We start from the raw sequence: 23,699 nt of genomic DNA on the forward strand, positions 1-23,699 counted from the left end.
TGCGGCGTTCGCCCCATCGAAGTTTCCGGGCGGTGTGCCTCAGGTCGCCAGGCCTCGGCGGTAGGCGTAGACCACGGCCTGCACGCGGTCGCGCAGGTCGAGCTTGGTGAGGATGCGTGACACGTACGTCTTGACGGTCTCCTGGCTGATCACCAGCGTGGCGGCGATCTCGCTGTTGGACTGGCCGTCGGCGATGAGGCGCAGCACCTCCAGCTCGCGCGGGGTCAGCGGGACGTCGTCCGGCGTGGCCTCGGCGGGGCGGATCCGGGAGGCGTACCGGCCGACGAGCTGCCGCGTCACCTCGGGCGCCAGCAGCGCGGCGCCCGAGGCGACGGTGCGGATGCCGTGCAGGAGCTGCGCCGGTGGGGCGTCCTTGAGCAGGAAGCCGCTCGCCCCCGCGCGCAGCGCCTCGTAGACGTACTCGTCCAGGTTGAACGTTGTCACCACGAGCACCTTGACGGGGTCCGTCACCCCGGCGCCGGCCAGCAGGCGGGTCGCCTCGATGCCGTCGAGGATCGGCATGCGCACATCCATGACGACGATGTCGGGGTCGAGCCGGCGGGCGAGGTCGACCGCGGCGCGGCCGTCGCCGCACTCGCCCACCACCTCCAGGTCGGGCTGGGCGTCGATAATGGTGGCGAAGCCGGTGCGAATCAGCGCCTGGTCGTCGGAGATCAGGACCCGGATCGGTGTCGTCACGACGGGTTCTCGGCGGGGATGCGGGCCCGGACGAGGAAGCCGCCGCCCGCCTGCCGGTCGGCGCTGAACTCGCCACCGAGGGCCTCGACCCGGTCGCGGAGCCCGGCCAGGCCGCGTCCGCTCCCGCCGGGAGAGGCGGCCCGGGAGCCGGGGCCGTCGGTGCTGACCTCCACGCTGATTTCCTTCTCGCCGTAGCGCACCCGGACCGCGGTGGGGCTGCCGTAGGCGTATTTAAGGGTGTTCGTCAGGGATTCCTGCACGACCCTATAGGTCACGAACTCGGCGCTGCCCGCCGATTCCGCCGGCCTGCCCTCCTCGGTGAGCTCCACCGGCTGCCCGGCTCGTCGGGTCTGCTCCACGAGCGTGTGGAGCTCACCCGCGGAGGGCATGCTGACGTCGGTGTCGTGATCGGCTTTGAGCAGGTCGAGCATGTGCCGCAGATCGGTGATGGCCCGCCGGCCGGTGTCGGTGACGGCGCTCAACGTCGCGTCGAGGCGATCGGGCGCGGCCGTCAGGTAGCGTGCGGCCTCGGCCTGTACGACCATCGCCGTGACGTGGTGGGTCACGACGTCGTGGAGCTCGCGGGCGATGCGGGTGCGTTCGGCGGCGCGAGTGGCCTCGGCGACGTGGCGGCGGCGTTCGGCCTCGGCGGCGCGGGTGGAGCGCAGCCAGGCCCCGATGCCCCACGCGAGAGCCAGTGCCAGGTAGAACACCACGTACCCTTCCGGCCTCTCGGTCGCGCCGAGCCGGCCGAGCGCGAGCGCCAGCGGCACGTACGCCATGGAAAGGAGGACCACGGTGACGCGTCGGCCGTGCTCCAGGTGGGCGCCCGCGCTGATGAGCGCAATGGGCATCGCGTTGCTCGCGAACACGTGGTAGGCGCGGATCTGGTCGAGGGCGAAGCCGAGCGACACCAGGACGAGGCAGACTGCCGGCCACCGCCGCCGCACAGCGAGCGGAAGGCACTCCAGGGCAATCACCACGATGGCCAGCGCGTCGAAGGGGCGGGCCGGCAGGTCGCCGACCTGCGTCCCCTTGCCGTGGAGCGCCGGCAGGAGCGATACGGCGGCCATCAGCAGCCCGAACGGTAAATCCCGGACCGTGACGTCGGACCGCCGCCACAGGTCGGTGACTCGTCGTCGCTCGATCATTGGGCGAGCGTAACGGTCGCGCCGCGCCGGAGAGGGACCACGTTGCCGCGCCGGCGGGCCAGCCACATGAACCCGACCGTCAGCAGCAGGCCGAACACCACCGCGTACGGACTCGCCTCCGGTCCGAACTCGCCGCCGGTGAGCAGGGCGGGGCCCGACGTCACACCGTGCAGCAGGCCCTGCGACGCGCCGTTGCCCGAGACCTCGGTGCCGAAGATGCCGGCCGCGGCGAAGTTCCAGCCGAAGTGCACACCGATCGGCACCCACAGGGTGCGGGTGGCGGCGTAGGCGGCGGCGAGCATGCCGCCCGCCTCGATCGCAATGGCAATCGCGCCCCACAGGTCGGCGTGCGGGTTGAACAGGTGCGACAGGCCGAACAGCAGGCCGGTCAGCGCCAGCGCGATCCACGTCCCGGTGCGCTCCTCGACGATCCTGAACAGGATGCCGCGAAACAGCAGTTCCTCCGTCACCGCGGCGGCGGCCATGAACCCGACCAGCCCGACCGCGCCCGGCACCGAGCCCATACCGTCGATCCGGTAGCCGCCCAGGAAGGCGATGTTCACGATGACGGCCGCGAACATCCCGACACCGATCAGCATCCCGCGGACGATAGCGGCGACGGCGCCCTTCGCGACCACCTCGACCGGTGCGCGGCGCTCAGACCAGCGCACCATCCGGACGTACACGAATACGGCGAGCACGGCCGTCGCGACGCCGAGGAGCAGGGTGAGGAGCGGGCTTCCCTGCACCGCGCCCACGATCATGCCGCCGGCGAAGGCGACTACCGCGACGGGGACGAGCTGTTTCAACAACCGCATGACGACTCTCTTACGTGGAGGACTCCGCGGCGGAGCGCCGCCGCCACGCCGGGAAACGTTAGAGATCCGGCGGTCTGAAATCGTCCCCGCGCGGTGGACATTCGCGAGTAGCTCGCACGGGGGACAGGCGCGCATGCGATTCGTCGTACGACGCCGCCGCGACGTCCGCACCGGACGTTAGAGCGCGGCGATCGCGGCCCTGCCCGGCAGACCGCACTTGTCCCTCGCACGAGCTACCGGCGAATGTCCACCGCGCGGGGACGATCTCGGACCGCCCGATCCGTAGCGTTACAGCGCGGCCACGACGCTCCATCTGCGTTTCCCGCTACACCGCCGTGCGCATCATCCCGGCGTCGACTCCCTCACTGGAGGACCTCATGCTCCGCAAGATCAAGACATCCGTCGCGGCCGCGCTGTGCTGCACCGCGCTCGGCATGGGGGTCGCCGGCTGCGACGGTGACGCGATGGAGAACTGGGACCCCCTCGCCCCCGCCACACGGACAGCCGATGCCGCCCCGATCTCCGGGACCGAAAAGATCGATGTCGCGGGCCGATCGGTGAACGTGTCCTGTTCCGGCGACCCGGAGAAAGGCCAGCCGGTCATCATCCTGATGCACGGAGCAGGCGATGGGCTGGACAAGCTGGCCGCCCTCCAGCAGACGCTGAGCAAGAAGAACCGGGTCTGCTCCTACGACCGGCTCGGAGCGGGCGCGAGCGACCAGCCGGACGGCCCACAGGACTTCTCCAGCACGGGCAAGATCCTGACCGGCGTGCTCGCCCGCGTCGCCGATGACGGTCCGGTCGTCCTGGCCGGGCACTCCCTGGGCGGGCTCATCGCAGCCAGGTACACACCCGACCACCAGGACCGGGTCAAGGGGCTGGTCCTGATGGACGCCACACCGCCCACGATGCTGGCCGATATCACCAAGTCGATCCCCGAATCCGCCAGGGGACCGGCGGCCGAATTGCGCGCGCAGAACCTCGCGATATTCAAGGGCCATAACCCGGAGGAGCTCGTCATCACCGACAGCAAGGTCACCTCAGCCGGGAACATCCCGGTGGAGGTGATCCAGCACGGCAAGCCGTACCTCGCGGCGGTCCCCGAGTACGGGCCGCGACTGGAGCAGGCGTGGACCGCGGGCCAGCGCAAGTGGCTCGCGCTGTCCAGCAGTAGCAAGCTGAGCACGGCCGAGAACAGCGGCCACTACATCTACCTCGACCAGCCCGATGTCGCCGTCCAGGCCATCGAGCGCGTCGCCGCGCAGGCCGCACGTCAAGCGCAGGGTGGATAACCCGCCGGTTGCGATGCTTCAGGCTGCCGGGCGCTCGGCCGCGCGGGCGGTGAGGCGTCTCAGTTGCGGCAGGCGATAGGCTCAGCCCGCCTACGCCACGTTGGCCAGCGACCTCCGCCAGCGGCTCGCCAGTGGTGAACATCCGCCAGGCGGGATGATCCCCGTCTGAGACGGCGCTCATGCGGACGTACGGCGTTGCTCGCGGCACCGTGCGGCAAGCACTCACGAAACTGGAACGCGAGGGCCTCGTCGTAAGTCAGATGGGCCGCGGTCGGAGAGTGCAGGGGCAGCCCGCAGAGGGTGCGAAGCCTGCCACGCGCTACGAGGACGTGGCCAACCAACTGCGCGTCGCCATCAAGGCCGGCGAGTTCCCAGACAACCGTTCACGAAAGCCGGGTAGTGACGTTCTGGCGCCACGTGGACGGATCCGGACCGACTCCGGGGTTCGTCGACCTGGCGGTGATTCTCAGACAGCTGCACGATGTGCCCAAGCCGGTGGATCTGGTCCTGCCGCTGTTCGACCCACTGGCGCGCGTAGAGGACCGCTTGAACAGCGCCGGCAACGTCGCGGACGAGGATCTCGAGTTCCTCCGCCAGCGGGTCAAGGACCTGTACGCCGAGTACAGCAGCATCAACTTCGCCCTGCCCGCCGGGCATGTTCACGGCGATGGCCACAAGAGCAACCTGCTGCGCCGTGCAGCGGATGGACGGGTGATCCTGCTCGACTTCGAGGCGTTCGCGTGGGGGCCGCGCAAGTGGGATCTCTGTACGGGCATCGGGATCCCTTTCAGGGCGGCCCGCCAAGGTCACCGCCGATGCCTCCTACGACGACGCCAAGACGCACCTGCCCGAAGTCGAGCGGTAGGAGTCGATGGCGACCGCGGGACTACTCCCCGGTGGCGGTGCCGGCACGTTCACTGTCCCCAAGGTGTGTTGTACCGGACGCCTCAGCGATTGTTCCGCGCCACTCTGCATGAGGACATAGCAGGGTTGTCGGTCGTTGATGGCGTTGATCTTTGACCGATGGGTGGGTTGGGCGTGTCCGGTTTCGTGTGCGGCGCCGCCGTGAGCATGAGATCTCGATGCGGGACTCGCCGAGCGGCTGTGAAACTCACATGGAAGGGTTGGCGGCGACCGGGCAATCACTAGTGTTCGACATTCCCGGCGAGAGAGACCCATGCATGACCACGTTCCTCGACGGAGCGGTCGCCGATCCCGAGCGATTCTCTGCCGTCTTCGATGCCCACTACGAGGAGATTCGCAGCTACATCGGCCGCCGCCTCGACCTCGACGTCGCCGAGGACCTCGCCGCCGAGACCTTCCTGATCGCCTTCCGCCAGCGTGACGGCTTCGACGCCGCCAAAGGCGGCATCAGGCCTTGGCTGTACGGCGTCGCCACCAAACTCATCGGCCGGCACCGTCGTGCCGAGCTGCGGCGATACCGGGCACTGGCCAGGTCGGGGCCGCCTGCCGACGAGGACAGCCATGACCAGCGGGTGGTGGATCGGGTCGCGGCGCGGGTGACCGTACGGCAACTCTCGGCCGCACTGGCCGGGCTGTCGCGCGGTGAGCGCGACGTGGTGCTGCTCGTTGCCTACGGCGAACTGACCTACGACGAGGTGGCGGCGGCGCTCGGCATCGCCTACGGCACCGTCGCCTCCCGGCTCAGCCGGGCCAGAACCAAGCTTCGTGACGCATTGGGAGTTGAGGTGTGATGAAGGAATTCCAGCTCATCGACGAGATGATGCCGCAGGTGCCGCCCGCCGACCACGCCACGGTGATCGCCGCCCGCGCCCGGATGCTGGGCGCCGCCCGGCGGCGGCACCGGCCGGTCTGGCCCAAGGTGATGCTCGCGGCGGTGGCGGTCAGCGCGGTGATAGCCGGGGGCTTCGTGGCGGTGCCTCTCCTGGGCGGGGCGGACGTCCAGACGGCTGCGGTGCCGGAGGCGGACGCGGTGCTTGCCGCAGCGGCCGACCGGCTGGCCGCCCAGCCCCCGGGAACCGGGGCGTGGTGGCGGCGGGAGATGGTGCAAGTGGCGCGAATGAAGACCGCGACCTACACCGTCGAGGAGCGGGTCAGGGACGTGCTGTGGGCGAGCCGGCAACGCGGGTATCGGACACAGCGCGGAACCGTCTCCGCCAAACCGCTCACGCCCGCTGACGCACAGGCGTGGAAGGACGCGGGCTCGCCCGACCTGTGCGACGGCTGCCTGTCGGGAAAGACCTACTTCACCCCGCTGAAGATGACGATCAAGCCAGTGACGGAACTGCCCACCGAACCCGAGGCGCTCAAGACCGAGATGCTGCGGGCCAACGACAAGGAGACCCCAGAGGCGTGGCTGTGGGGGGCGAGCAAATGGCTCCTTCTCGACGTCGAGAGCACCCCTGCCACCAGGGCCGCGCTCTACCGCGTGCTCGCCGGCCTGCCGGGTGTGCGGGTTGAGAACGACGTCACCGACATCGACGGCCGCATCGGGGTCGCACTGACCTACGGCGAAGCGCCCACCCGTCAGCAGATCATCATCGATCGGGACAGCGGGCAACTGCTCGCCATACAGGAGGGTGACGGGTCCTCGGCGTATGTGATCAAGCGGCTGGGCTGGACCGACGACCCAGCGCCGAAGGAGTCGACCTTCTCATGACGCGTCGGGGTCCCGGCAGTAATGGCGGCAAACCAACGAGGCTGGTGACACTTTCTGAGAACACGATCACTGGACGGCGAGCCAAGATCTATCCATGCAGGTCAGACCTATGTCCGTTGGACTTTCGGCGATAACTACCGGGACCCCTAGGAGATCAATCGGATCGTCCTGGTTGATCATCGAGAGGTCGGCCGTCACGGTGGCCGTGTTCTGAGTGACGTGAGTCACATGGCAACGGCCCTCCCGGTATCGATTGGCGGCGACTTCGTGAGCGCCGTGCGAGTGTGCCCGGAGGCACCTTGATCACGGTAGAGGTCGACGCGGCTGAGGTCGAGCGGCGATTACGAGCAGGCGAGATCACATGCCCGTCGTGCGCGGGAGCGCTGACCGGGTGGGGCTGCGGCGGGCGTCGACGCCGGCTGCGGGGCATGGGCGAGGCGCTGATCGAGGCGCAGCCTCGGCGGACGCGATGCAGCTCGTGCGCCCGGACGCAGGTGTTGCTGCCGGTCACGGGGTTGCTGCGGCGGGCTGACGGGGTCGAGGTGGTCGGGGCCGCGTTGGAGGCGAAGGCCAGGGGCGTGGGGCATCGGCGGATCGCCGCCGGTCTGGGCCGTCCGCCGTCGACGGTTCGGGGCGCGGCCGTGTCCGACGAGACGGACCCGGCCGCCGCCGCCGAGCACCGCGCGGCGGGCCAGGCCATCCGGCAGGACTCAATCCAGGGGCCTGACGGCCGTTACCCGACGGTTGCCCGGCCGGGTGAGCCCGTCGCGGCGGAGGCCGGCCCGGGCGCCGCGTCCTCCAGCCGGTGCGGGCCGCGTGCATGGGTCAAGCGAGCGATGGCGTCAAGTGCCTACCGGACCCAGAGTTCCCAGTAGGTGCCGCTCCCCGAGCACTCGTACTCGTTCCAACCCTCACGGACCCACATCTGGCCGGCGTCGACGCACTTGTACTTGCTGGTGTACACGCCGATGTACGTCCAGGCGGCCGTCTGAGCAGAAGCAGGGACGCCGAGTGCGCTGACGATCGCGGCGGCCATGCCGGCTACCAGGAGCCCTGCACGTAGACGCATTCGTTCCTCCTTTGAAACCCGGGAAGCGATACACCATGATCATGCTGGAAGGGCGCGCCCGAAAACAAGTGTTCAGCAATTCTGTTCACGATCAGTTCAAGCTGGGCGGGCATGCGCAAGGGGCGCTGCGGATCAGGACCGGGACGCCGTAGTGAGCTTCGCGAGATCGGGGGCGTAGACGGTCATCCAGTGCGGATGCAGCCGGTAATAGATCACGTCGTTCTCCCAGTCGAAGAAGTCGTTGCCGTAGAAGCCTTTGAAGTACGCCAGCAGGTCCGGCCAGTCCGCCGCTGACGCCCTCGGCGCGAGCGCTGCCCTCGACCACGCCCCCGGCCAACCCCCAACGCGTCGAGGAGCAAGGTGAAATCGCCAAGGCCCCATCGCCGATCAGCGCTCCCGGCTGTGCCGCGCCAGCGCCATCGAAATGAGCCGCTGGCTCCGCCAACGAAGACCGCGGTTCCCGCGGACTGCGCGAGGAAGAGCGGAAACAACGACCCACGAGCCAGAGACAGGAAGCCAGCGGTGCCGTGGATCGCCGCGAAGTGTGACGAACGGTTCCCGCCTTCCCGTCCCGAGTTTTGAATCCGTAACTGGGCCTGTCACTCCATCCTCGGATAGCGCTCAACGGCAAGGGCCGCGCAACGAGCCTTGATGCGATATCCGCCCTGAAATCCGACTATTAGCTCTAGCTGAGGCCCTCGTCGATGGCGCCGACGAGTAGGGGACCGTCGAGTAGATTCGGGGTCAGCGACACATCGGTGATTCTGGCCGCCAGCGCGAACACCCGGGCCAGGCCGTGTTCTGACAAGTCATCCCACAACTCCTCCCCTTTCGCGTCGTCTTCAGGCTCCTGCGGCGGCAGCCCGACCGCATGCATCAGCTCGTTGAGCCGATTGGCGTCACCGCCGTGCCGATCGCATGGCCGGCTCGGGGTGAAGCTGGTGACGACCGTGCCGTCGACGGCATAGATGAATGAATCCTCGGCGTAGTCGTGCCGCCCGACAGCCACCATCTCGCACCCGCGGGACAGCATGGTCGCGGTCTCCCACGATGTCGCGCACCAGCCCCATAGCTCGATGGCCACGCTCCAGGTACCGGCCTTGACCACCCCGACGTAACCACCACCCTGCCCGCCGCCGGTCTCCTCGACGAACTCGAACACCTCCTCGTCCAGCTCCCGGAAGGTCATTTCCCGCCCGGACGCCTCTTTGGAGCCGAACCTGCGCAGCACCTCCACGGGGTCGAGCTCGCCAAAGAATGACACGCAGTAGATGTCACCCAGGGGGTTCTGCGGACTCCCATCAGGGCCTTGCAACCACCGGTAGGGAGCGAGGAGGTCGGTCGTCATGCCACGAAACGTTGCCAGACCTCACCGACAAGATCGCCGGTCTTCGCTGGGACGGCTCCACCAGGCCGCTGTCCCGTGCCACTGAAGATTGGAGGCCCGCCCGGCTGCAGTGAGACGTTGACCATCCAGTAGAGCGGGAACAGCAGCACGGCGAGGATGGCGATCCCGGCGACGGTGCTGCCCCAGCCGCGCTTGTCACGACGTGCCATGCCGACCTCACCCCTCCATGGCACGCTGGTTGGCGCGCAAGTACAAGACGGCGAACACCAGGGAGATCGCGATCAGGATGTTGCCGAGCGCGGCGCCCTGACCGAAGTCGAACCGCGTGAACGACAGCTGGTACGACTGCGTCGCGATCGTCTGGCTGGCGTTGGCCGTGCCGCCTCCGGTCAGTGCCAGGATCACGTCCAGCACCTTGATCGTGTGCCGAGCTCACCGGCGGCAGGCCGGCGGGTGTCTTACACGCGCGCGTCCTGCCTCGGTGCGGAGTGAGGGCCACCAGAACGCATCGTCGCCGTTCCAGGCTGCGAACCTGGGCAGCGGCGTCTTCAGTGGCCGGTCGCGCGAGCGTTCACAGGGAACCCCTGGGGACGAGCGTGTAGTGGGTGAGCGCGGTCGCGTCCCAGGCCATGCAGCGGCGCCCCGCGAGCGCGCCGGGGATCTCCCGGGCCGGGACGTGTCGCTCGCCGCAGGTGACGGTCAGCGGCGGGGTGTCGCGGGGCACCTCGACGATGAGCCGGCCGTCCGCCCCCGCGGTGATCGATGCCCAGGTGGGCACACCAGCCGACCAAGCCACGGAGGCGGTGTGGCCGCCGCGGCAGCGGATGCCGCGCACCGACCCCGTGTCCCAGCTCCCCGGCAGCGTCTTCAGCAGGCTGACCGTGCCTTCGTGGCTCTGCACGAGCAACTCGGTCATCCCCGCGACAGCGCCGAAGTTGCCGTCGATCTGGAAGATGTAGCCCGACGGCCGGCCGCCGTGGGGATGCAGGTCCAGCAGCGAGACGGAGCCCAGCTCGTCGAGCAGGATCGCGATCGAGCGCTCGGCCAGTTCCGGGTCGCGCAACCGGGCGGCCAGGCACAGGATCCACGCCTGGCTCCAGCCGGTGTGTCCACTGCCGTGGTGCAGCCGGGTGGCCAGCGCCTGCCGTACCGCCTCGAAGTCGTCCGGCGTCCCCGACTCGGTGATCCGGGTGCCGGGGTAGAGGCCGTAGAGGTGGGACAGGTGGCGGTGGCCGGGCTCCTGGGAGGGCCGCCGGTCATACCACTCCAGCAGTTCGCCGTCGATCGCGACCGGACGCAGCTGCGACAGCGCCTTCCCCGCGCGTTCGGCGAGCTCGTCGTCGGCCAGCGAGCAGTAACGGGTCAGGACCTCGCGGACGAGCTCCTGGTCCATGGCCGCGCCCGCCGAGATGGCCGCCGGATTGCCTGCCTCGGTGAGGAAATGGTGTTCCGGCGAGGTCGACGGGCTCATCACCAGCTTGCCGTGGGCGTCGGGAACCAGCAAGTCCAGCGCGAAGGAGGTGACGCTGCGCAGAGCGGGCAGGAGCAGCTCGGGTGCTCCGCCGTACTCGAGGTGGTCCCAGAGGTGGGCGGTGAGCCAGAGCAGGCCGGAGGACCAGTTGGCCCACTGCGGATCGCCGTTGACCGGGGCGCTGAAGCGCCACAGGTCGGTGTTGTGGTGAGTGGTGGCTCCGGCGGCGCCGTAGTAGTGCCGGGCCGAGTCCTGGCCGGTATCGAGCAGGCCGCCGATCAGCTCGAACAGCGGTTGGTGCAGCTCGGGCAGGCCGGCGGGCTCGGCGGGCCAGTAGTTCATCGGGAGGTTGATGTTGGTGGTGTAGTTGCTGCTCCAGCCGGGCCGCACGTCGGCGTTCCAGATGCCCTGCAGGTTGGCGGGCTGGGTGCCGGGACGGGAACTGGAGATCAGCAGGTAGCGGCCGAAGTGGTAGTAGAGCTCGGCGCGCTCGTCGGGCACCGACAGATCGACCCGGTCGAAGTAGCCGCGGTGGTCGGCCTCGTGCTCAGCGAGCAACTCCGCCGTGCTCCTGGCCAGTGCGGCCTCGACCTGCCGGCGCGCCTGCCGGGCCAGCTCGGCGGTGTCGGCGCTGGGCCGTACGGCATGGCCGCGGAAACCGTCGGCGGCCGCGGCGACCATCCGCACCTCGCCGGATCCGGTGCTCTGGACGGCGATGACGACGGCGAAGCCCATGCCGGCGGCCACCGTGCCGTCGCGGTCGGGTGCGTCGGCGCCGTAGACGACGGCGGGCTCCCGGTCGACGTAATCGGGCAGCACGTTCGCGGGCGCCCGGCCGGTGATCGTGAGCCACTCGCCGTCACGGATCACCTCGACCGGGTGGGGTGAGGTGAATGCGGGCAGTTCAAGCGGCTCGCGAGCCGAGGCGACCAGCACGCCGGCAGGAGCGGAGACGAAGCTGATCAGCTGCCCGCCGTCGTGGCTGACGGTGGTCACCGCCCGGGCGAGATCGAGCTCGCGGCGGTAGCCGGAGGGCTCCCCGCCGGAGGTGTGGCGCCATTCGATGAACCCCAGCGGCTGGTAGGCCTGGGTCCAGCCGCTTGACTGCATGCGGCGGCCGAGCTGGTCCGCGCGCTCGAAGTCGCCCGCGGCGATCGCCGCACGCAGTTCCGGCAGCAGAGCGGCGGGCGAGGGGCCCTGCTCGGGCGGCAGGGGGCCGCCCGACCAGAAGGTGTCGAGATTGAGGTCGAAACGCTCCACCTCCGGCCTGCCGTACGCCATCGCGCCGAGCCGGCCGTTGCCGAGCGGGAATCCGTCGTGAAAATCGGCGGCGGGTTCGTGCAGCCGGAGGAGATGTCGTGTCGTCACAGCGCGTCGTAGGCCTTCTGCTGGATCTGGAGGTAGCGGGTCACGCCCAGGCCGTTGAGCCCGTCGAGGAAAGCCTGCCAGGCGGCGTCGTCGTTGATGTTCTTCTGGCCCGTGACGAACTGCAGGCTGGACTGGTTGACGTAGTTGTCGATGTTGGTCTGCAGGGTGGCCAGTTCGCCTGCCTGCTCCGGTGCGATCTTGATGTGCCAGACCGGGAAGATCTGGTCCTTGGGTTCCTTGCCCGCGTACAGCTCGGTGGCCTTGAAGAGGCGGCGCTCGTAGCCCGCCTGGTCGTAGATGTGCGTCGATGCCACCTGGGCGTTGCGGAACTCCTTGGTGCTGTTGTACTGCGCCGCCGGCCCCCAGCCGCCCTCCACCCCCTCGGGCTGCGTCAGTGTCTTGAACGACGGCTTGAGGCTCTCGTCGAGCGCGACGTCGCCGGGGCCCGCCTTCTCCCAGCCGACACCCTCCTCGCCGAACTCGCCATACCGGTGTCCCTCCTCGGTGAAGATGTAGTCCAGCATCTTGATCGCGGCGATCTGGGTCGCCTCGCTCGCCTTGGAGGTGAGGACGAAGGTGCCGCCGGGCAGGCTGGGCAGCGTGTAGGTGGCGTACTGCGTGCCTGACGGGCCGGTGAGCGGGGCCACGGCGTCGTAGTCCCTGTCGCGGCGGTCCTTCTGGCCGATGGTGACCAGCTGGGCCGGATGCATAACCGTCGCCGAGCCGACGATGCTCGCCCCTGCCTTGTCGCCCTTGGCCTTCATCGCGTCCCCGTTCTGGGTGAAGGCCGCCTGGTCGATCAGGCCGTCCTTGTACAGCCCCGCGATGTAGCGCAGGCCCTCGCGCCAGCCGGGCTGCATGGGCTGCAGTTGCACCTTGCCGGCGTTGACCGCCAGCGTGGAGCCGTAGTCGGGGCTGCCCTGCGGGTCGTAGATGAAGGCGTTCATGAGGTACGGCAGGAGCGGGTTGGCGGTGCTCGCGCTCATCGGGATCTCATCGGCCTTGCCGTTGCCGTTGGGATCCTTGGTCTTGAACGCCTGCAGCACCTCGCGCAGCTCGTCGGGGGTGGTGGGCTGCTTGAGTCCGAGCTTCTTCAGCCAGGCCGAGTTCATCCAGAGCTTGGCGGCATAGGAGCAGTGGAAACAGTCGTTCCACTGCGGCATGCCGTAGATCTTCCCGTCGGGCGCGGTCGCCAGCCGCTTGAAGTCGGGAATCGAGTCCAGCGTCTTCTTGACGTTGGGTGCGTGTTTGTCGATCAGGTCGTTGAGCGGCACGACCACGCCCTGCTTGCCCAGGCGGATCAGCTCGGACTGGGTGAACCCGTCGACCCACGGGATGAGCACGTAGACGTCGGGGAGATCGCCGCTGGCCAGCGAGATCTGGCGCTTCTCCTTGGCCGAGGCGCTGTCCCAGGTGGTGGTCTCGAAGGTGAGGGTCACCCCGAGCTTCTGCTGAAGGCGCTTGGTGAACGGGCTTTTGCTCAGGTGCTGGTCGGCGTTCTGCTGGGCGAAGATCCTGATGGTGCCGGCCTTCTGCTCCTGCTTGGGCTCCTCAGCGGAGCAGGCGGCCAGGGCCAGGAAACCGGCGGTGAGTGCTGCGACGACTCTGACGGACACGGTGATACCTCGATGTCTGTAGGTGGGGGGTGTGTCAGCCCTTGACGGAGCCGATCATGAGGCCCTTGGTGAAGTGCCGGGCGACAAAGGGGTAGATGAGGAGCACGGGTACGGTCGAGATCACGATGAGCGAGTACTTGAGCAGATCGGCGAGTTGCTGGCGCTCCATGGCGGTGGCGACGTCCATGCCGTTGCTCTGGGTGTTGAGGATGAGGATGTTGCGGAGCACGAGCTGCAACGGATAGAGGTCGTCGCTCTTGAGATAGAGCAGGGCGTCGAAGTAGGAGTTCCAGTTGCTGATCGCGTAGACCAGGGCGATCACCGCGATCATGGGCTTGGCCAGCGGCAGCACGATCGACCAGAGGACCCTGAAGTGGCTGGCGCCGTCGATCTCGGCGGCCTCGAACAGCTCGCGCGGGATGGAGTGCCGCAGGTAGGTGCGCGCGATGATCACCTGCCAGACGGCGATCGCGTTGGGGACGATCAGCGCCCACCGCGTGTCGATCATGCCGAGAGACTTGACGACCAGGTAGGTGGGGATGAGGCCGCCGCCGAACAGCATCGTGAAGACGATCAGCCGGGTGAGGAGCCCGCCTCCGACGAAATCCCTGCGGGACAGCGGATAGGCCAGCATGAGCGTGAGGCTGACGCTGACGAACGTTCCCACGGCCGTGTAGAAGAGCGAGTTGCCGAAACCGACGAGGATCTGCGGATCGGACAGTGCCACCTGGAAGCCGCGCAGGGTGAAGTCCACCGGCCAGAAGGTGACCCGGCCGGAGCTGACCGCGTTCGGATCGCTGAGGGAACTGGCCACGATGTAGAGCAGCGGCAGCAGCACGACCGCCAGGAAGGTGGCGAGCAGCACGTAGACGCCGACCATGAACAGCCAGTCCGTCCGCGATTGCCTGATCATGGTTACCAGAGCCCCGATCCGGTGACGCGCTTGGCGACCCTGTTCACGACGATGAGCAGGACGAGGTTGACGGCGGAGTTGAACAGGCCGACCGCGGTGGCCTGGCTGAAGTCGGCGTTGAGCAGGCCGACCTTGTAGGTATAGGTGGCGATGATCTCCGACTGGCTCAGGTTCAGCGGGTTCTGCAGAAGGAACGCCTTCTCGAAGCCGACGGCCATGATGTTGCCGACGCCGAGGATCAGGATGATGGCCGCGGTCGGCATGATGCCCGGCAGGTCGACGTGGATGATTTTCTGCAGACGGGTGGCCCCGTCCACCCGGGCGGCCTCGTACAGCCCGGGATCGACGCCGGCCAGCGCGGCCATGTAGACGACGGCGGAGTATCCGGCGGTCTGCCAGATGTCGCTCCACACGTAGATGTGCCGGAAGTAGTCAGGATTGCCGAGGAAGTCGATCGAGGGGATGCCGAACAGCCCCAGCGCGTCATTGGCGAGCCCGACACTGGGCGACAGGATGAGGATCGTCATGGAGACGACCACGACCGTCGAGATGAAGTACGGCGCGTAGGTGACCAGCTGCACGGTCCGCTGGAAGAACCCGCGCCGGACCTCGTTGAGCGCCAGCGCCAGGATGATCGGGATCGGGAAGCTGGCGAGGAGGAAGTAGGCCGACAGGATGAAGGTGTTGCTGACCAGCGTCCAGAAGACCGGGTTGTCGAAGAAGGCGCGGAAGTGCCGGAAGCCGACCCACTCGCTGCCCCAGATGCCGTCCAGAACGCTGTAGTCCTTGAAGGCGATGACCGCGTTGGCCATCGGGATGTACTTGAAGATCGCGAAATAGGCCACCGGCACCGCGACGAGCAGGTAGAGCTGCCAGTTCCGGCGAATGCGCCGCAGGCGCGTGCTAGTGGCCATACACCCTCACCTCGATCAGTTCCGCCGGCCCGGCGGGGAAGCGCACCCAAACCTCGTGGGCGAGCAGGGCGTCCAGCTCCACGCGGGCCGGGCCGCCTCCGGTCAGACCGGCCGCCACCTGGGCGCCGTCGTCGGTTTCGATGACGAACGGCACGTCGGCCCCCTCACCGAACCGGACTTCGATCCGCCGTAGCCGCCACGCGCCCTCCAGGTCGACGCGGACCCACCCGCCGCTCCAGCCGTGCTCGGTGCTGTAGTCGGTGACGTTATGAGCGGGTGATCCGCTGCTGAACACCGGCCGGTTGGCCGACAGCAGCCGCTCGCTGCCGGGCCGGTAGCGCAGGCTCGGCGGCCCAGAGGGCAGTTTGCGCGGCTGACCGGTCCACTCGGGGCCACCGGTCGCCAGGATCGTGAGGGCGGCGGGCTCCAGACCCTCGGCGCTCGCGCGCAGGACGTTGACCCCGGCATAGTGGGAGCGGAACTCGATCGCCCCGATCCCGTCTACGACGGGCAGCTCGATCGAGGTGCCGGTCGGGAAGAGGCCGCCGCCCTCCAAGACCTCGATGGTCACCGTGCGTTCGTCGGAGATGACCGCGCCGCTCTCGTCGACGAGTTCGACCCGGAGGTAGGCGTCGTCGGTGCCGTCCGTGCCGATCGTCTCGGTGTCGGAGCTCAGCCGTAAGGCTCGCGCGGTGCCCTCGCTCGGCCAGACGGGGGGCTCGATGCCGCGCAGCTTGTTGCGGTACCAGTAGTAGGAGCGCAGCGGCACGCGGAAGTAGTCGATGAAGCCCATCCGGCTCATGTCGGTGATGATGCTGCCGTGGTGGAAGGCGCACCACAGCGCGATCCCGGCCCGCCAGGCGTGCTCGATCTCGACGCCGTCGGTGTAGCGCGGGCCGTAGACGCCCGGCCGGTCCTCGATGGTGCTGCCGTACTCGGAGACCAGGCTGGGCCAGGGCGGCTGGTGGAAGAGGGCCGCGCCGTCGCCGTTGTAGCCGGCCAGGTCGCCGAGCTCGTCGAAGCCGCCCCGCTGCGCGCCGCCGACCGCGGCGGGCCTGGTCGGGTCAAGCTGGTGAGCCAGGTCCACCAGGCGGGTGATGAGCTTCTTGGCCTCCGGCATCACCTCCGCGTCGGTGAAGAAGGGCTCGTTGCTGACGCTCCAGACGATGATGCTGGGGTGGTTGCGGTTGACACGGATCATCTCGGTGAGCGCGCGCAGGCAGCTCTCCTCGAACTCGGCGCGGTCCTCCTCGTGCGGCGGGTAGGCGCTGGCGTTCCAGTAGCCCTCCGCGTCGTGGCCGCCGACGCCCCAGAAGTGCAGCTCCGACCAGAACAGCAGGCCCTGCCGGTCGCATTCGGCGGCGAACTGCTCATGGTGGGGGTAGTGAGAGCCGCGGATGAAGTTCATGCCGCACTCCTTGATCATCGCGACGTCGCGGCGGATACCGGCGTGGCTCACCGCGTCGCTCCAGCCGGCGTGGTCCTGGTGGACGTTGGCGCCGTTGATGAGGTAGTGCTCGCCGTTGAGGAAGAAGCCGCCGTCGGTGGTGAACTCGACGGTCCTGAACCCGAAGGTCGCGCTCGCCTGCTCACCGTTGCTCAGCCGCTGGTCGAGCTGGTAGAGGACCGGGGTGGCAGGGTGCCACTGCCGGACTTCGTCGAGCAGCAGCTGCGTCCGGTGGGTAGTGGTCTCGCCCGCTTCCAGGCTGATGTGAGCGCTAACATCAGCTAGCTCGACGCCGTCCAGGCTCACCACGGCGTCGAGCTGCCCCTCGAAGGGGGTGTCCCCGTCGTTGACGAGTTCGGTGGCGATCTCGACGCGGTTGCCGTCGGTGGTGACCGCTGTGCCGTGCCAGGCGAAGCGGACCTTCTCACTGACGATCAGCGACACATCGCGGTAGATCCCGCCGTTGAAGACGTGCTCTCCCGCCCGCGGCGCCAGGCGCGGGTTCCACTCGTTGCTCACCCGCACGGTGAGCTGGTTGATCCCGGGCCGGATCGCCTCGGAGACGTCCATCACGAAAGCGGTGTAACCGCCCAGGTGCCGGCCGACGTGATGGCCGTTGACGTAGACCTCGGCGTCCTGGAACACGCCCTGGAACTCCAGGGCGACGCGCTTGTCCGGGTGCTCGACGACGAAGTCCCGCCGGTAGACGCCACGACCCACATAAAAGCCGGCTTCCATGAAGTACGGCTGGCCGAAGGAGTGCGGCAGGCCGACGTCGTACCAGTCGCTGTCGTCATAGCCGGGCTCGGTGGCGCCGGACGGGTCTCCGTAGGTGAACTTCCATGACCGGTTGATCAGACTCTTGCAGGTGGAAGGCACGATGGCGCGCTCTCGAAGAGAAGGGGACGTGAACGTTCCCGAAACGGCCGTGAACGATCACGACATCTGTTGGAAACGTCACGCTACGGAGCGGGGTGGCTCCATGTCAATGGGGAACTTCGTCAGGCGGATTCGCGCCAGATCAGACACGGGTTGACAACCCGTCGCATAGGCGGAAGCGGGGCGAAGTCGGCCGCGGCGAGCTCTTCGGCGATGTCCAGCGCGGCGTTCACCACGGCCTCACGCCCCATCGACAACGTCGTCAGCCGCGGGAGCACCGCCTCGCCCAGGCTCAGCCCGTCTATACCGCAGATCCTGACCCGCCCGGGCACCTCGATGCCCAGCGCGTGCGAGGCCTGCACGGCGCCGATGGCCATGAGGTCGTTGTAGACGAGCACGGCATCCACCTCCGGATGGGCGGCCACGAGCTCGGCGAAGGCCTTCCCGCCACCGGCCAGCGACTCCTCCCCGACCGTGATCATTCGTGCCGACTCGGCGCCCGCCAACTCCTCGAACCACTCCCGCCGGAGCGAGGGATGGTAGGTCGGCGAGTCCCGCATGGTGAAGTCGGAATCGATCATCCCGAGGTGCCGTACGCCCCTGGCTCGCAGCGCCTCGATCGCATGCCGTACACCCTCACGCAGATCGATCTCCACCGAGTGCATGCCGGACCGGTCCATCAGGCGATCCACCATGACCAGCGGAACTCCCCGGCAGACCTGCGCGAGGTCGTCGTCCGGCAGGAAGAAGTGGCCCATGAACAAGTCCACCTGTCCCGCCAGCATCTCCATGGCCGCCGACTCCTCCTCCGTCTCCGTCGAGGCCATCAGCACGTGCCAGCCCCGAGCCGCGGCTGCGTTGAGCAGGTCCCCGGCGATCTCGGTGTAGTACGGATTGCGGAACGAGGCGACCAGATAGCCGATCGCGCGGGTCTTCTTCCTGGCGACGAGATTGCGGGCGAACCGGCTCGGCCGGTAGCCGAGGCGCTCGCACGCCTCCAGGACACGCTGTTTCGTCTGCTCGTTGATCTCTCCCATTCCGTTGATCGCGCGGGTCACGGTCTGCCGGGAAACCCCTGCAGCCTGGGCCACATCGTTGATCGTCACACGCTTCGCCATCGCCGTCCTCAGGTCCGCTCTGAGGCTGATCGTAGTGACGAGCCGGTCTTACGGCTGAGGCGAAGTTCAGGAGCCGAAGTGGAACGCGGCGAGCCTGGCGTCCCCGCGCAGGCTGATCCGCAGGTCGTGAGCGCCTTCCAGTGCCGCGTCCAGATCCGCGGCGACGGTCGTCCACGCGTAGCGCCCCCGGTGTCGGGCACCGCGATCTCGGCGAGCAGCCGATCGCCCGCCGCGAAGGCCAGGCGCCCCTCGCCGGCTACCTCGGCCTCGGCCGCGCCGGACAGGTCCGCGGAGCGGAAGAGGAGGGTCGCGGGCCGGCCGCTGGGGGCGATCACATCTCCGATGGTACGGCTGGCGTCGACCAGAGGGATGCCCGTGTAGTCGTCGAAGCCAGCAGCCTAGGTACGCAGGTCGACGACGGCGCGCGGTCCGGGGACGGGACCGCCCGTGGTGATGGTCGCCCCGAGAGCCAGCTCGCCGGCGGAACGGCCCACCAGCACTTCGTAGTCGCCGGGGTCGACGGTGAAGGAGCCGCTGGTCAGACGGCGAAGCCGTGCTGGCGTAGGTATCGGCTGGGGCGGCGGCAGTCGAGAAGCGTCTGATATCCGGTACCTGACATGCGTTGATGTCCCCTTTCCTGTCCACGCGCGGCGCGCCGGAGTTCACGCCCTTCCATGGCCGTCATCCACCTCTGACAAGGTGGCCAGCAGGTCCATGGTGAGCGCGGGCGCTTTCACCTCGGCGTCCTCCGCCGACCTCGGCTGCCTTCCTGGCTGTAGGTTTTCCCGGCCGGTGTGGGGGAGCCACTGAGGTGGCGCGTTGGGAGGGGTGTGCGTCGCCTCCGCTCGCGCGCTGCCATCGTGCTACGGCATACCCCGGCTATACCCCGGCCTGACAGGCTGACGTTCACGAGAACGTCCCACGAAAGGAATGACATGAGGAAACTCCCGGCCATCGTGGCGCTCTGTTCGGGTGTGTTGGCCCTGAGCCTGAACGCCGTCCCCGCGCAGGCGGTGCCTCGCAACTGTACTCATGGGGTCTGGCCCAGTGGCCCCAACGTGGCTTGGGGGAAGTGCACGTCTGGGACGGGCACCCAAAGGGTGGTGGTCGACTGCAGGACACACCCTGACAAGCCTTCGAGCGAAGTTCGGTACTACGGCGCTTTCGTGGGGGTGGGCAAGGTGTCGACGAAGGCATGCCCGGCGCTGAGGCCGTTCGCCGTCTGGACGACTGTCTGGCCCAGGAGCTGAGCCGAGCCCCGCACGCAGATTCCCGAGCCATCCACGCGAGTGAAAGGACGGCAGGAACGAGTCCACCATGACCCCTTCCGCGCCCAGCGTGCCGTCGTCCAGCGACAGGACCACGCCCCGCTTGCCATGGTGGTTCTCGACGGCCGCGACGACGTCGGCCTCCACGACGAACAACTCTCCGAGATCCTCGTCGGGGCGTGCGCATAGTTCGCCGAGTGTGACCGAGATGCCCGCCTTGCGGAGAGACTTCACCCACATGAGGGCCGGCTGGCCCTCGCTGGGCGGGCGGTGCTTCCAGGTGACGCGGACCTCGACACCCTCCACCATGTGGGTGGCGCACCGCTTGTACACCATCGGCGGGACCTTGGCTTCCAAAGTGTCGGTGCCGTCGTCCAGGTGCACGACGGCCCACGTCCGGCCAGTCCCGGAATGGGTCCGTCGATTGACGGCACCTCAGTCCGCGAGGACCGACGTGCCGACAACCGTACGGGTGCTGTCGCGGGTGCCGCAGCATCGCCGGTAGCAGAGGCCCTGCGCGGTAGGCTGAAATGTATGCGTGCCCTCCGCATAGTTGTCACTGTGCTCATCGCCGCCTACGTGGCCTGGGCTGTGCTCCTGTTCACACTGCCGGTGGGTGGGGACCCAATGCCCGTGCTGCTGGCGTGGATCGTCGTCATGGGCGTGCTGTTCGGAACACCCGCGATCCGCAGGCGCCTCCTCGGAACGAGACGCTCCTAACCGGAGGTCGTCAGTCGAACAGCTGCGGCATAAGCACCGCAACCGCCGACGACGCCAGCTGACCGAGCAGCGTCAGACACGGCAGCTGCTCCCTTCGCCGGAAAATGGCCACTTTAAATGACACAGATACCTCGCAGTCCGTGACAGGTGAACTGGCCAAGGCGAGGTCACGCCATGATCAATGGCCAGATTGGATGTCACCTGACGGAAGCGTTCGCGGGCCTTACTGAAGAACACCTCACGATGTGGGCGCGCATCCCGATCTTGGGAGACAAGCCACGCGAGCCCCTCGGGCCCCAAGTGCTGTCGCTCCGCGAACTCTTCGGCCCACCGGCAGAACGCGGCATCGAGGTCAATGAGCGTTCGGTCAAGGTCAAAGAGGGCAAGGCGCTGCACGTCGCCAATCTGAGACGAGTGACTCGATAGCGACAGCTTGACCCCCGAACTACAGCGCCGACCTCGGGGAATGCCTTCAAGATCATCCCCCACATGTCCCCAGAACGCTGTCCTGCGGCTGCATTCGACAACTCCTGGTGGCCTACCGAGGGTCTGGAGAGCAAAAGACCTGCGGCAGGAAAACCGCAGGTCAGAAGCCAAAATGCCTGGTGGAGATAAGTGCCCCCGGCAGGATTCGAACCTGCGGCACCCGCTTTAGGAGAGCTGGAGCCGTTTGGGGTCCAATATGTCTTGTAATGGGGGATATGTAGCTGCCGCTCGATGTGCGTATTCTCGTCAATGATGACCTTCCGACGCCCATCACTTAACTGCTGTTTGGCCTGGTCGGGACGATATCCGTGGTGGGAGGTGTACAAAGGCATCCCCGCTCTACAGATGCGGGTGTCTTCACAGGAGTGGTGCTGTTGCAGTCAGCTGTACCGCGTCGGTCTCGCCCCGTACGGAGCGCAGCGCCCGGCGGGTGAGTGCGCCCAGATGCCGGGCCAGGGCCTCGTGGGAGTCGGCGAGGTCCCACGACCGCCGGTCGATCAGCTCGCGATCGGACACCGTACGCAGCAGGCCGTCCAGCTCGCGCTGATCAAATGCTGGTAAGCGCCTGGCTGAAGATCATTCGCCCGGCGACTCTAGGGTGTAGCCGACCACCGCGAAATACCGTGTGCCGAGGTCGAAAGATCGTCCTAAACTGGCCGACCGGGAACTGGATCGAGCGGGTCGCCGAGACCTGGCGCTGGACCAGAGGTGGCGAGCGCGCACCGCAAAAGCCGCTCCTCTTCCTGTACGCCCTAGGCCATTTCCAACGGCACGGCAACAGGCCCCATCCTGTTCGGCGCCGCCGCGGCCGCGATCCAGGCCGTGCTGGCCAGCGGTTCGTTCCACAGATCCGCCGACCCAGGCGCCGGCCTGTGGGCCAGCGCTCGGTCGGTCGGGCGCTTCTACGAGTCCCTCTGCGCCGCCACCCTCGGCAACTCGCTGTGCACGGCGCCTGTGTCGGTGTAGCCGTCCCCGTCGATGTCTCCCAGCGACATCAGCGTGGCGGCGTACGGTGCCCAGCCGGGCCCGAGTTCGATGGCGCCGGTGAAGTTGTTGGAGCCCTTACCGTTCCAGACGTGCAGCGTATTGCCGTCCTTCTTGACCGCCGCCAGGTCACCGATGCCGTCGCCGTTGAAGTCACCGGCGATCGGCCTGCTGAAGGCCGTCCACCCGAGCCCGATCTCCTGCCCGGGGGCGAACGTGTTGGAGCCATCGCCGTTCCATATGGTCAGTGTCCCGGTGGCGGCCGAGAAGAGGTCCGCCACGCCGTCGGCGTTGAAGTCCGGCCCGGCCGATCCGGTCATCGCGGCGTGGTGCGACCGGAGCTCCGCGCCCGAGAGCGCGCGGTCATAGATCGCGAACTTTCCGACCGCCCCCTTGAAATACGACTTCCCGTCGCGGGTGCCAACCCTGACCGGCGCGGACCCCGGCCTGGGTCTGACGATGACCTCGTCCACCGTACCCGGGGCGGTAGGCCAGGTTATCCGTGCCCGCCAGCACGCCGTTGCGGTAGATGCGCACCTTCCCGTACGTGCCTTCGGTGGTGTTGAACGTGACCGCGTAGTGGATCCACTCGTTGACCTTCACCGGCACCTGGAAGTATGCCCCGGCGCCGTAGCCGCCGTCGAGGTTCCAGGCGTAGCCGGAGATGCGGTTGGGGCGGTCCTCGTCGTTGTCCTTGGAGTACATCCGCCCCGCCCACTCGCGATCGCGGCCGCTGCCCGACTTCGTGCCCTTACCCATGAAGTAGACGTAGCCGGTCTGTTCCTCATCGGGGAACTGGAGGGTGTGCGGCCGGATCCACGCCTCCACGGTGAACTTGCCCGTGGTGGAGATGTGGACCTGCTTGGCGGTGGGAACCTCGAAATATCCCGAGGAGCCGTTGAAGACGGATGCCCCGTCCTGGTTGGGCAGCCGGACTGTGCTGGTGACACCGTGGAAGGTCCCCATGTGGTCGTTGCCGGTGCGGTCGGCCTCTGTACCTTGGGAGGGGTGCGACAGCCGCAAGTAGGCGACCGGGCGGTCCGAGAGGACCAGCTTGTCGTAGGCGCTCAGGCCCCGGAACTCGCCGCTACCGGCTGCGAAAGGCACATCGAGGCCGTGACCAGGGCGGCGCTCATGCCGGCGACGAGCAGCCGCCGGCGAAACGCCGTCCCTGTGCCGAATCGCATCCGCCTCATGAATTCCTCACTGTCCGTCCCATCCAGGGGCTCTGCACGGTGGAACACCAGGGAACAGCGGTATGTCGCCACTGGCGCTGGTGAGTCGCCGCGCCCAGCATCGCGAAGGCATTCCCCGGCTCAAGTCCGGCCGCCCGCGCACCCGGCCCGCCCCACCCGGCCCGCCCACCTGAGCCTTGCGCCACCTGCGCCCGCTCATACGGGTTGAGCCCCCGTAGTCGACATGGCGCTTCACGGTCTTGGGATCAGCGCCGGTGCCCGAGCCGTCCGGCTAACGCCGCCCATTCGGAGGCGCTGGATG

At 68.0% G+C, this 23,699-nt stretch carries 25 protein-coding genes and 1 pseudogene; 8 read left to right on the forward strand and 18 right to left on the reverse strand.

All coding sequences use genetic code 11. The features are described 5' to 3' along the window. Positions 1–39 precede the first annotated feature (39 nt). The 3 genes from ACIBVN_RS13175 to ACIBVN_RS13185 are packed head-to-tail and all read right to left on the reverse strand — an operon-like array spanning position 40 to position 2,668. Complete coding sequence (locus ACIBVN_RS13175; protein WP_397135806.1) at positions 40–699, reverse strand: response regulator; 660 nt, start codon at positions 697–699, stop codon at positions 40–42. Then, a complete protein-coding gene (locus tag ACIBVN_RS13180) occupies positions 696–1,850 on the reverse strand; it encodes a sensor histidine kinase (protein ID WP_397135808.1) in 1,155 nt (384 codons plus the stop codon). Before ACIBVN_RS13180 ends, ACIBVN_RS13175 begins: the two co-directional genes overlap by 4 nt. Next, the gene (locus ACIBVN_RS13185) at positions 1,847–2,668 is read right to left on the reverse strand and encodes a lysostaphin resistance A-like protein (RefSeq protein WP_397135810.1); all 822 of its coding nucleotides are present in this window, start codon (positions 2,666–2,668) and stop codon (positions 1,847–1,849) included. The genes ACIBVN_RS13180 and ACIBVN_RS13185 overlap by 4 nt, the downstream gene beginning before the upstream one ends. A 377-nt stretch (positions 2,669–3,045) precedes the next feature. Between ACIBVN_RS13185 and ACIBVN_RS13190 the strand changes: the two genes are divergently transcribed. The 6 genes and pseudogenes from ACIBVN_RS13190 to ACIBVN_RS13215 all read left to right on the forward strand — a co-directional run bounded on the left by ACIBVN_RS13190 (position 3,046) and on the right by ACIBVN_RS13215 (position 7,476). Next, on the forward strand, positions 3,046–3,960 hold the full coding sequence (locus ACIBVN_RS13190; protein ID WP_397135812.1) for an alpha/beta fold hydrolase: 915 nt from the start codon (positions 3,046–3,048) through the stop codon (positions 3,958–3,960). Between the two features lie 173 nt (positions 3,961–4,133). Next, positions 4,134–4,229: pseudogene (locus ACIBVN_RS13195) on the forward strand (GntR family transcriptional regulator); the annotation flags it as partial. Positions 4,230–4,359: 130 nt separating this feature from the next. After that, on the forward strand, positions 4,360–4,980 hold the full coding sequence (locus ACIBVN_RS13200; protein ID WP_397135814.1) for a phosphotransferase family protein: 621 nt from the start codon (positions 4,360–4,362) through the stop codon (positions 4,978–4,980). A 161-nt stretch (positions 4,981–5,141) separates the two neighbouring features. Then, positions 5,142–5,675 carry an RNA polymerase sigma factor gene (locus ACIBVN_RS13205; protein ID WP_397135816.1) on the forward strand — a complete coding sequence of 178 codons (534 nt, stop codon included), beginning with the start codon at positions 5,142–5,144 and terminating at the stop codon, positions 5,673–5,675. After that, complete coding sequence (locus ACIBVN_RS13210) at positions 5,675–6,601, forward strand: CU044_5270 family protein (RefSeq protein WP_397135818.1); 927 nt, start codon at positions 5,675–5,677, stop codon at positions 6,599–6,601. The genes ACIBVN_RS13205 and ACIBVN_RS13210 overlap by 1 nt, the downstream gene beginning before the upstream one ends. A 299-nt stretch (positions 6,602–6,900) precedes the next feature. Beyond that, a complete protein-coding gene (locus ACIBVN_RS13215) occupies positions 6,901–7,476 on the forward strand; it encodes a hypothetical protein (protein ID WP_397135820.1) in 576 nt (191 codons plus the stop codon). On the opposite strand, the gene ACIBVN_RS13220 is transcribed toward ACIBVN_RS13215, so the two are convergent. From ACIBVN_RS13220 to ACIBVN_RS13275, 12 genes are all read right to left on the reverse strand, one after another. Then, a complete protein-coding gene (locus ACIBVN_RS13220) occupies positions 7,452–7,670 on the reverse strand; it encodes a hypothetical protein (protein WP_397135822.1) in 219 nt (72 codons plus the stop codon). The two genes, ACIBVN_RS13215 and ACIBVN_RS13220, sit on opposite strands and share 25 nt — an antisense overlap. A 132-nt stretch (positions 7,671–7,802) precedes the next feature. Next, positions 7,803–8,051: a hypothetical protein gene (locus ACIBVN_RS13225; RefSeq protein WP_397135824.1), complete on the reverse strand. Its 249-nt coding sequence runs from the start codon at positions 8,049–8,051 to the stop codon at positions 7,803–7,805. A 304-nt stretch (positions 8,052–8,355) separates the two neighbouring features. Next, positions 8,356–9,018, reverse strand: a complete 663-nt coding sequence (locus ACIBVN_RS13230) for a DUF6461 domain-containing protein (RefSeq protein WP_397135826.1) — start codon at positions 9,016–9,018, stop codon at positions 8,356–8,358. Further along, positions 9,015–9,227, reverse strand: a complete 213-nt coding sequence (locus tag ACIBVN_RS13235) for a hypothetical protein (RefSeq protein WP_397135828.1) — start codon at positions 9,225–9,227, stop codon at positions 9,015–9,017. The genes ACIBVN_RS13230 and ACIBVN_RS13235 overlap by 4 nt, the downstream gene beginning before the upstream one ends. Before the next feature lie 7 nt (positions 9,228–9,234). Then, positions 9,235–9,423: a hypothetical protein gene (locus ACIBVN_RS13240; protein WP_397135830.1), complete on the reverse strand. Its 189-nt coding sequence runs from the start codon at positions 9,421–9,423 to the stop codon at positions 9,235–9,237. Between the two features lie 166 nt (positions 9,424–9,589). Next, the gene (locus ACIBVN_RS13245; protein WP_397135832.1) at positions 9,590–11,857 is read right to left on the reverse strand and encodes a glycosyl hydrolase family 95 catalytic domain-containing protein; all 2,268 of its coding nucleotides are present in this window, start codon (positions 11,855–11,857) and stop codon (positions 9,590–9,592) included. After that, positions 11,854–13,473, reverse strand: a complete 1,620-nt coding sequence (locus ACIBVN_RS13250; RefSeq protein ID WP_397135834.1) for a hypothetical protein — start codon at positions 13,471–13,473, stop codon at positions 11,854–11,856. The genes ACIBVN_RS13245 and ACIBVN_RS13250 overlap by 4 nt, the downstream gene beginning before the upstream one ends. 34 nt (positions 13,474–13,507) lie before the next feature. Further along, entirely contained in the window at positions 13,508–14,386 is an 879-nt protein-coding gene (locus ACIBVN_RS13255) for a carbohydrate ABC transporter permease (protein ID WP_397135836.1), read from the reverse strand. 2 nt (positions 14,387–14,388) lie between these two features. After that, positions 14,389–15,300 carry an ABC transporter permease gene (locus ACIBVN_RS13260; protein WP_397135838.1) on the reverse strand — a complete coding sequence of 304 codons (912 nt, stop codon included), beginning with the start codon at positions 15,298–15,300 and terminating at the stop codon, positions 14,389–14,391. Beyond that, positions 15,290–17,626, reverse strand: coding sequence for a glycoside hydrolase family 2 TIM barrel-domain containing protein (locus ACIBVN_RS13265; protein WP_397135840.1), 2,337 nt, complete (start codon positions 17,624–17,626; stop codon positions 15,290–15,292). The genes ACIBVN_RS13260 and ACIBVN_RS13265 overlap by 11 nt, the downstream gene beginning before the upstream one ends. A gap of 122 nt (positions 17,627–17,748) precedes the next feature. Then, positions 17,749–18,744: a LacI family DNA-binding transcriptional regulator gene (locus tag ACIBVN_RS13270; RefSeq protein ID WP_397135842.1), complete on the reverse strand. Its 996-nt coding sequence runs from the start codon at positions 18,742–18,744 to the stop codon at positions 17,749–17,751. Between the two features lie 8 nt (positions 18,745–18,752). Further along, the gene (locus tag ACIBVN_RS13275; protein WP_397135844.1) at positions 18,753–19,079 is read right to left on the reverse strand and encodes a hypothetical protein; all 327 of its coding nucleotides are present in this window, start codon (positions 19,077–19,079) and stop codon (positions 18,753–18,755) included. A 1,467-nt stretch (positions 19,080–20,546) separates the two neighbouring features. Here ACIBVN_RS13275 and ACIBVN_RS13280 point away from each other — a divergent pair. Together ACIBVN_RS13280 and ACIBVN_RS13285 are read left to right on the forward strand one after the other, a co-directional pair. Then, positions 20,547–20,732, forward strand: coding sequence for a hypothetical protein (locus ACIBVN_RS13280; protein WP_397135846.1), 186 nt, complete (start codon positions 20,547–20,549; stop codon positions 20,730–20,732). Positions 20,733–20,906: 174 nt separating this feature from the next. After that, positions 20,907–21,158, forward strand: a complete 252-nt coding sequence (locus ACIBVN_RS13285) for a hypothetical protein (RefSeq protein WP_397135848.1) — start codon at positions 20,907–20,909, stop codon at positions 21,156–21,158. A gap of 417 nt (positions 21,159–21,575) precedes the next feature. Here the strand turns inward: ACIBVN_RS13285 and ACIBVN_RS13290 are convergent, their stop codons facing one another. From ACIBVN_RS13290 to ACIBVN_RS13300, 3 genes are all read right to left on the reverse strand, one after another. Continuing rightward, positions 21,576–21,734, reverse strand: coding sequence for a hypothetical protein (locus tag ACIBVN_RS13290; RefSeq protein ID WP_397135850.1), 159 nt, complete (start codon positions 21,732–21,734; stop codon positions 21,576–21,578). A gap of 386 nt (positions 21,735–22,120) precedes the next feature. Continuing rightward, positions 22,121–22,522, reverse strand: coding sequence for an FG-GAP repeat domain-containing protein (locus ACIBVN_RS13295; RefSeq protein ID WP_397135852.1), 402 nt, complete (start codon positions 22,520–22,522; stop codon positions 22,121–22,123). Between the two features lie 43 nt (positions 22,523–22,565). Further along, on the reverse strand, positions 22,566–23,309 hold the full coding sequence (locus ACIBVN_RS13300; RefSeq protein ID WP_397135854.1) for a LamG-like jellyroll fold domain-containing protein: 744 nt from the start codon (positions 23,307–23,309) through the stop codon (positions 22,566–22,568). Positions 23,310–23,699 lie beyond the last annotated feature (390 nt).

Origin of the sequence: Nonomuraea sp. NPDC049400 (genome assembly GCF_044466425.1) — a bacterium.
GTDB lineage: Bacteria > Actinomycetota > Actinomycetes > Streptosporangiales > Streptosporangiaceae > Nonomuraea.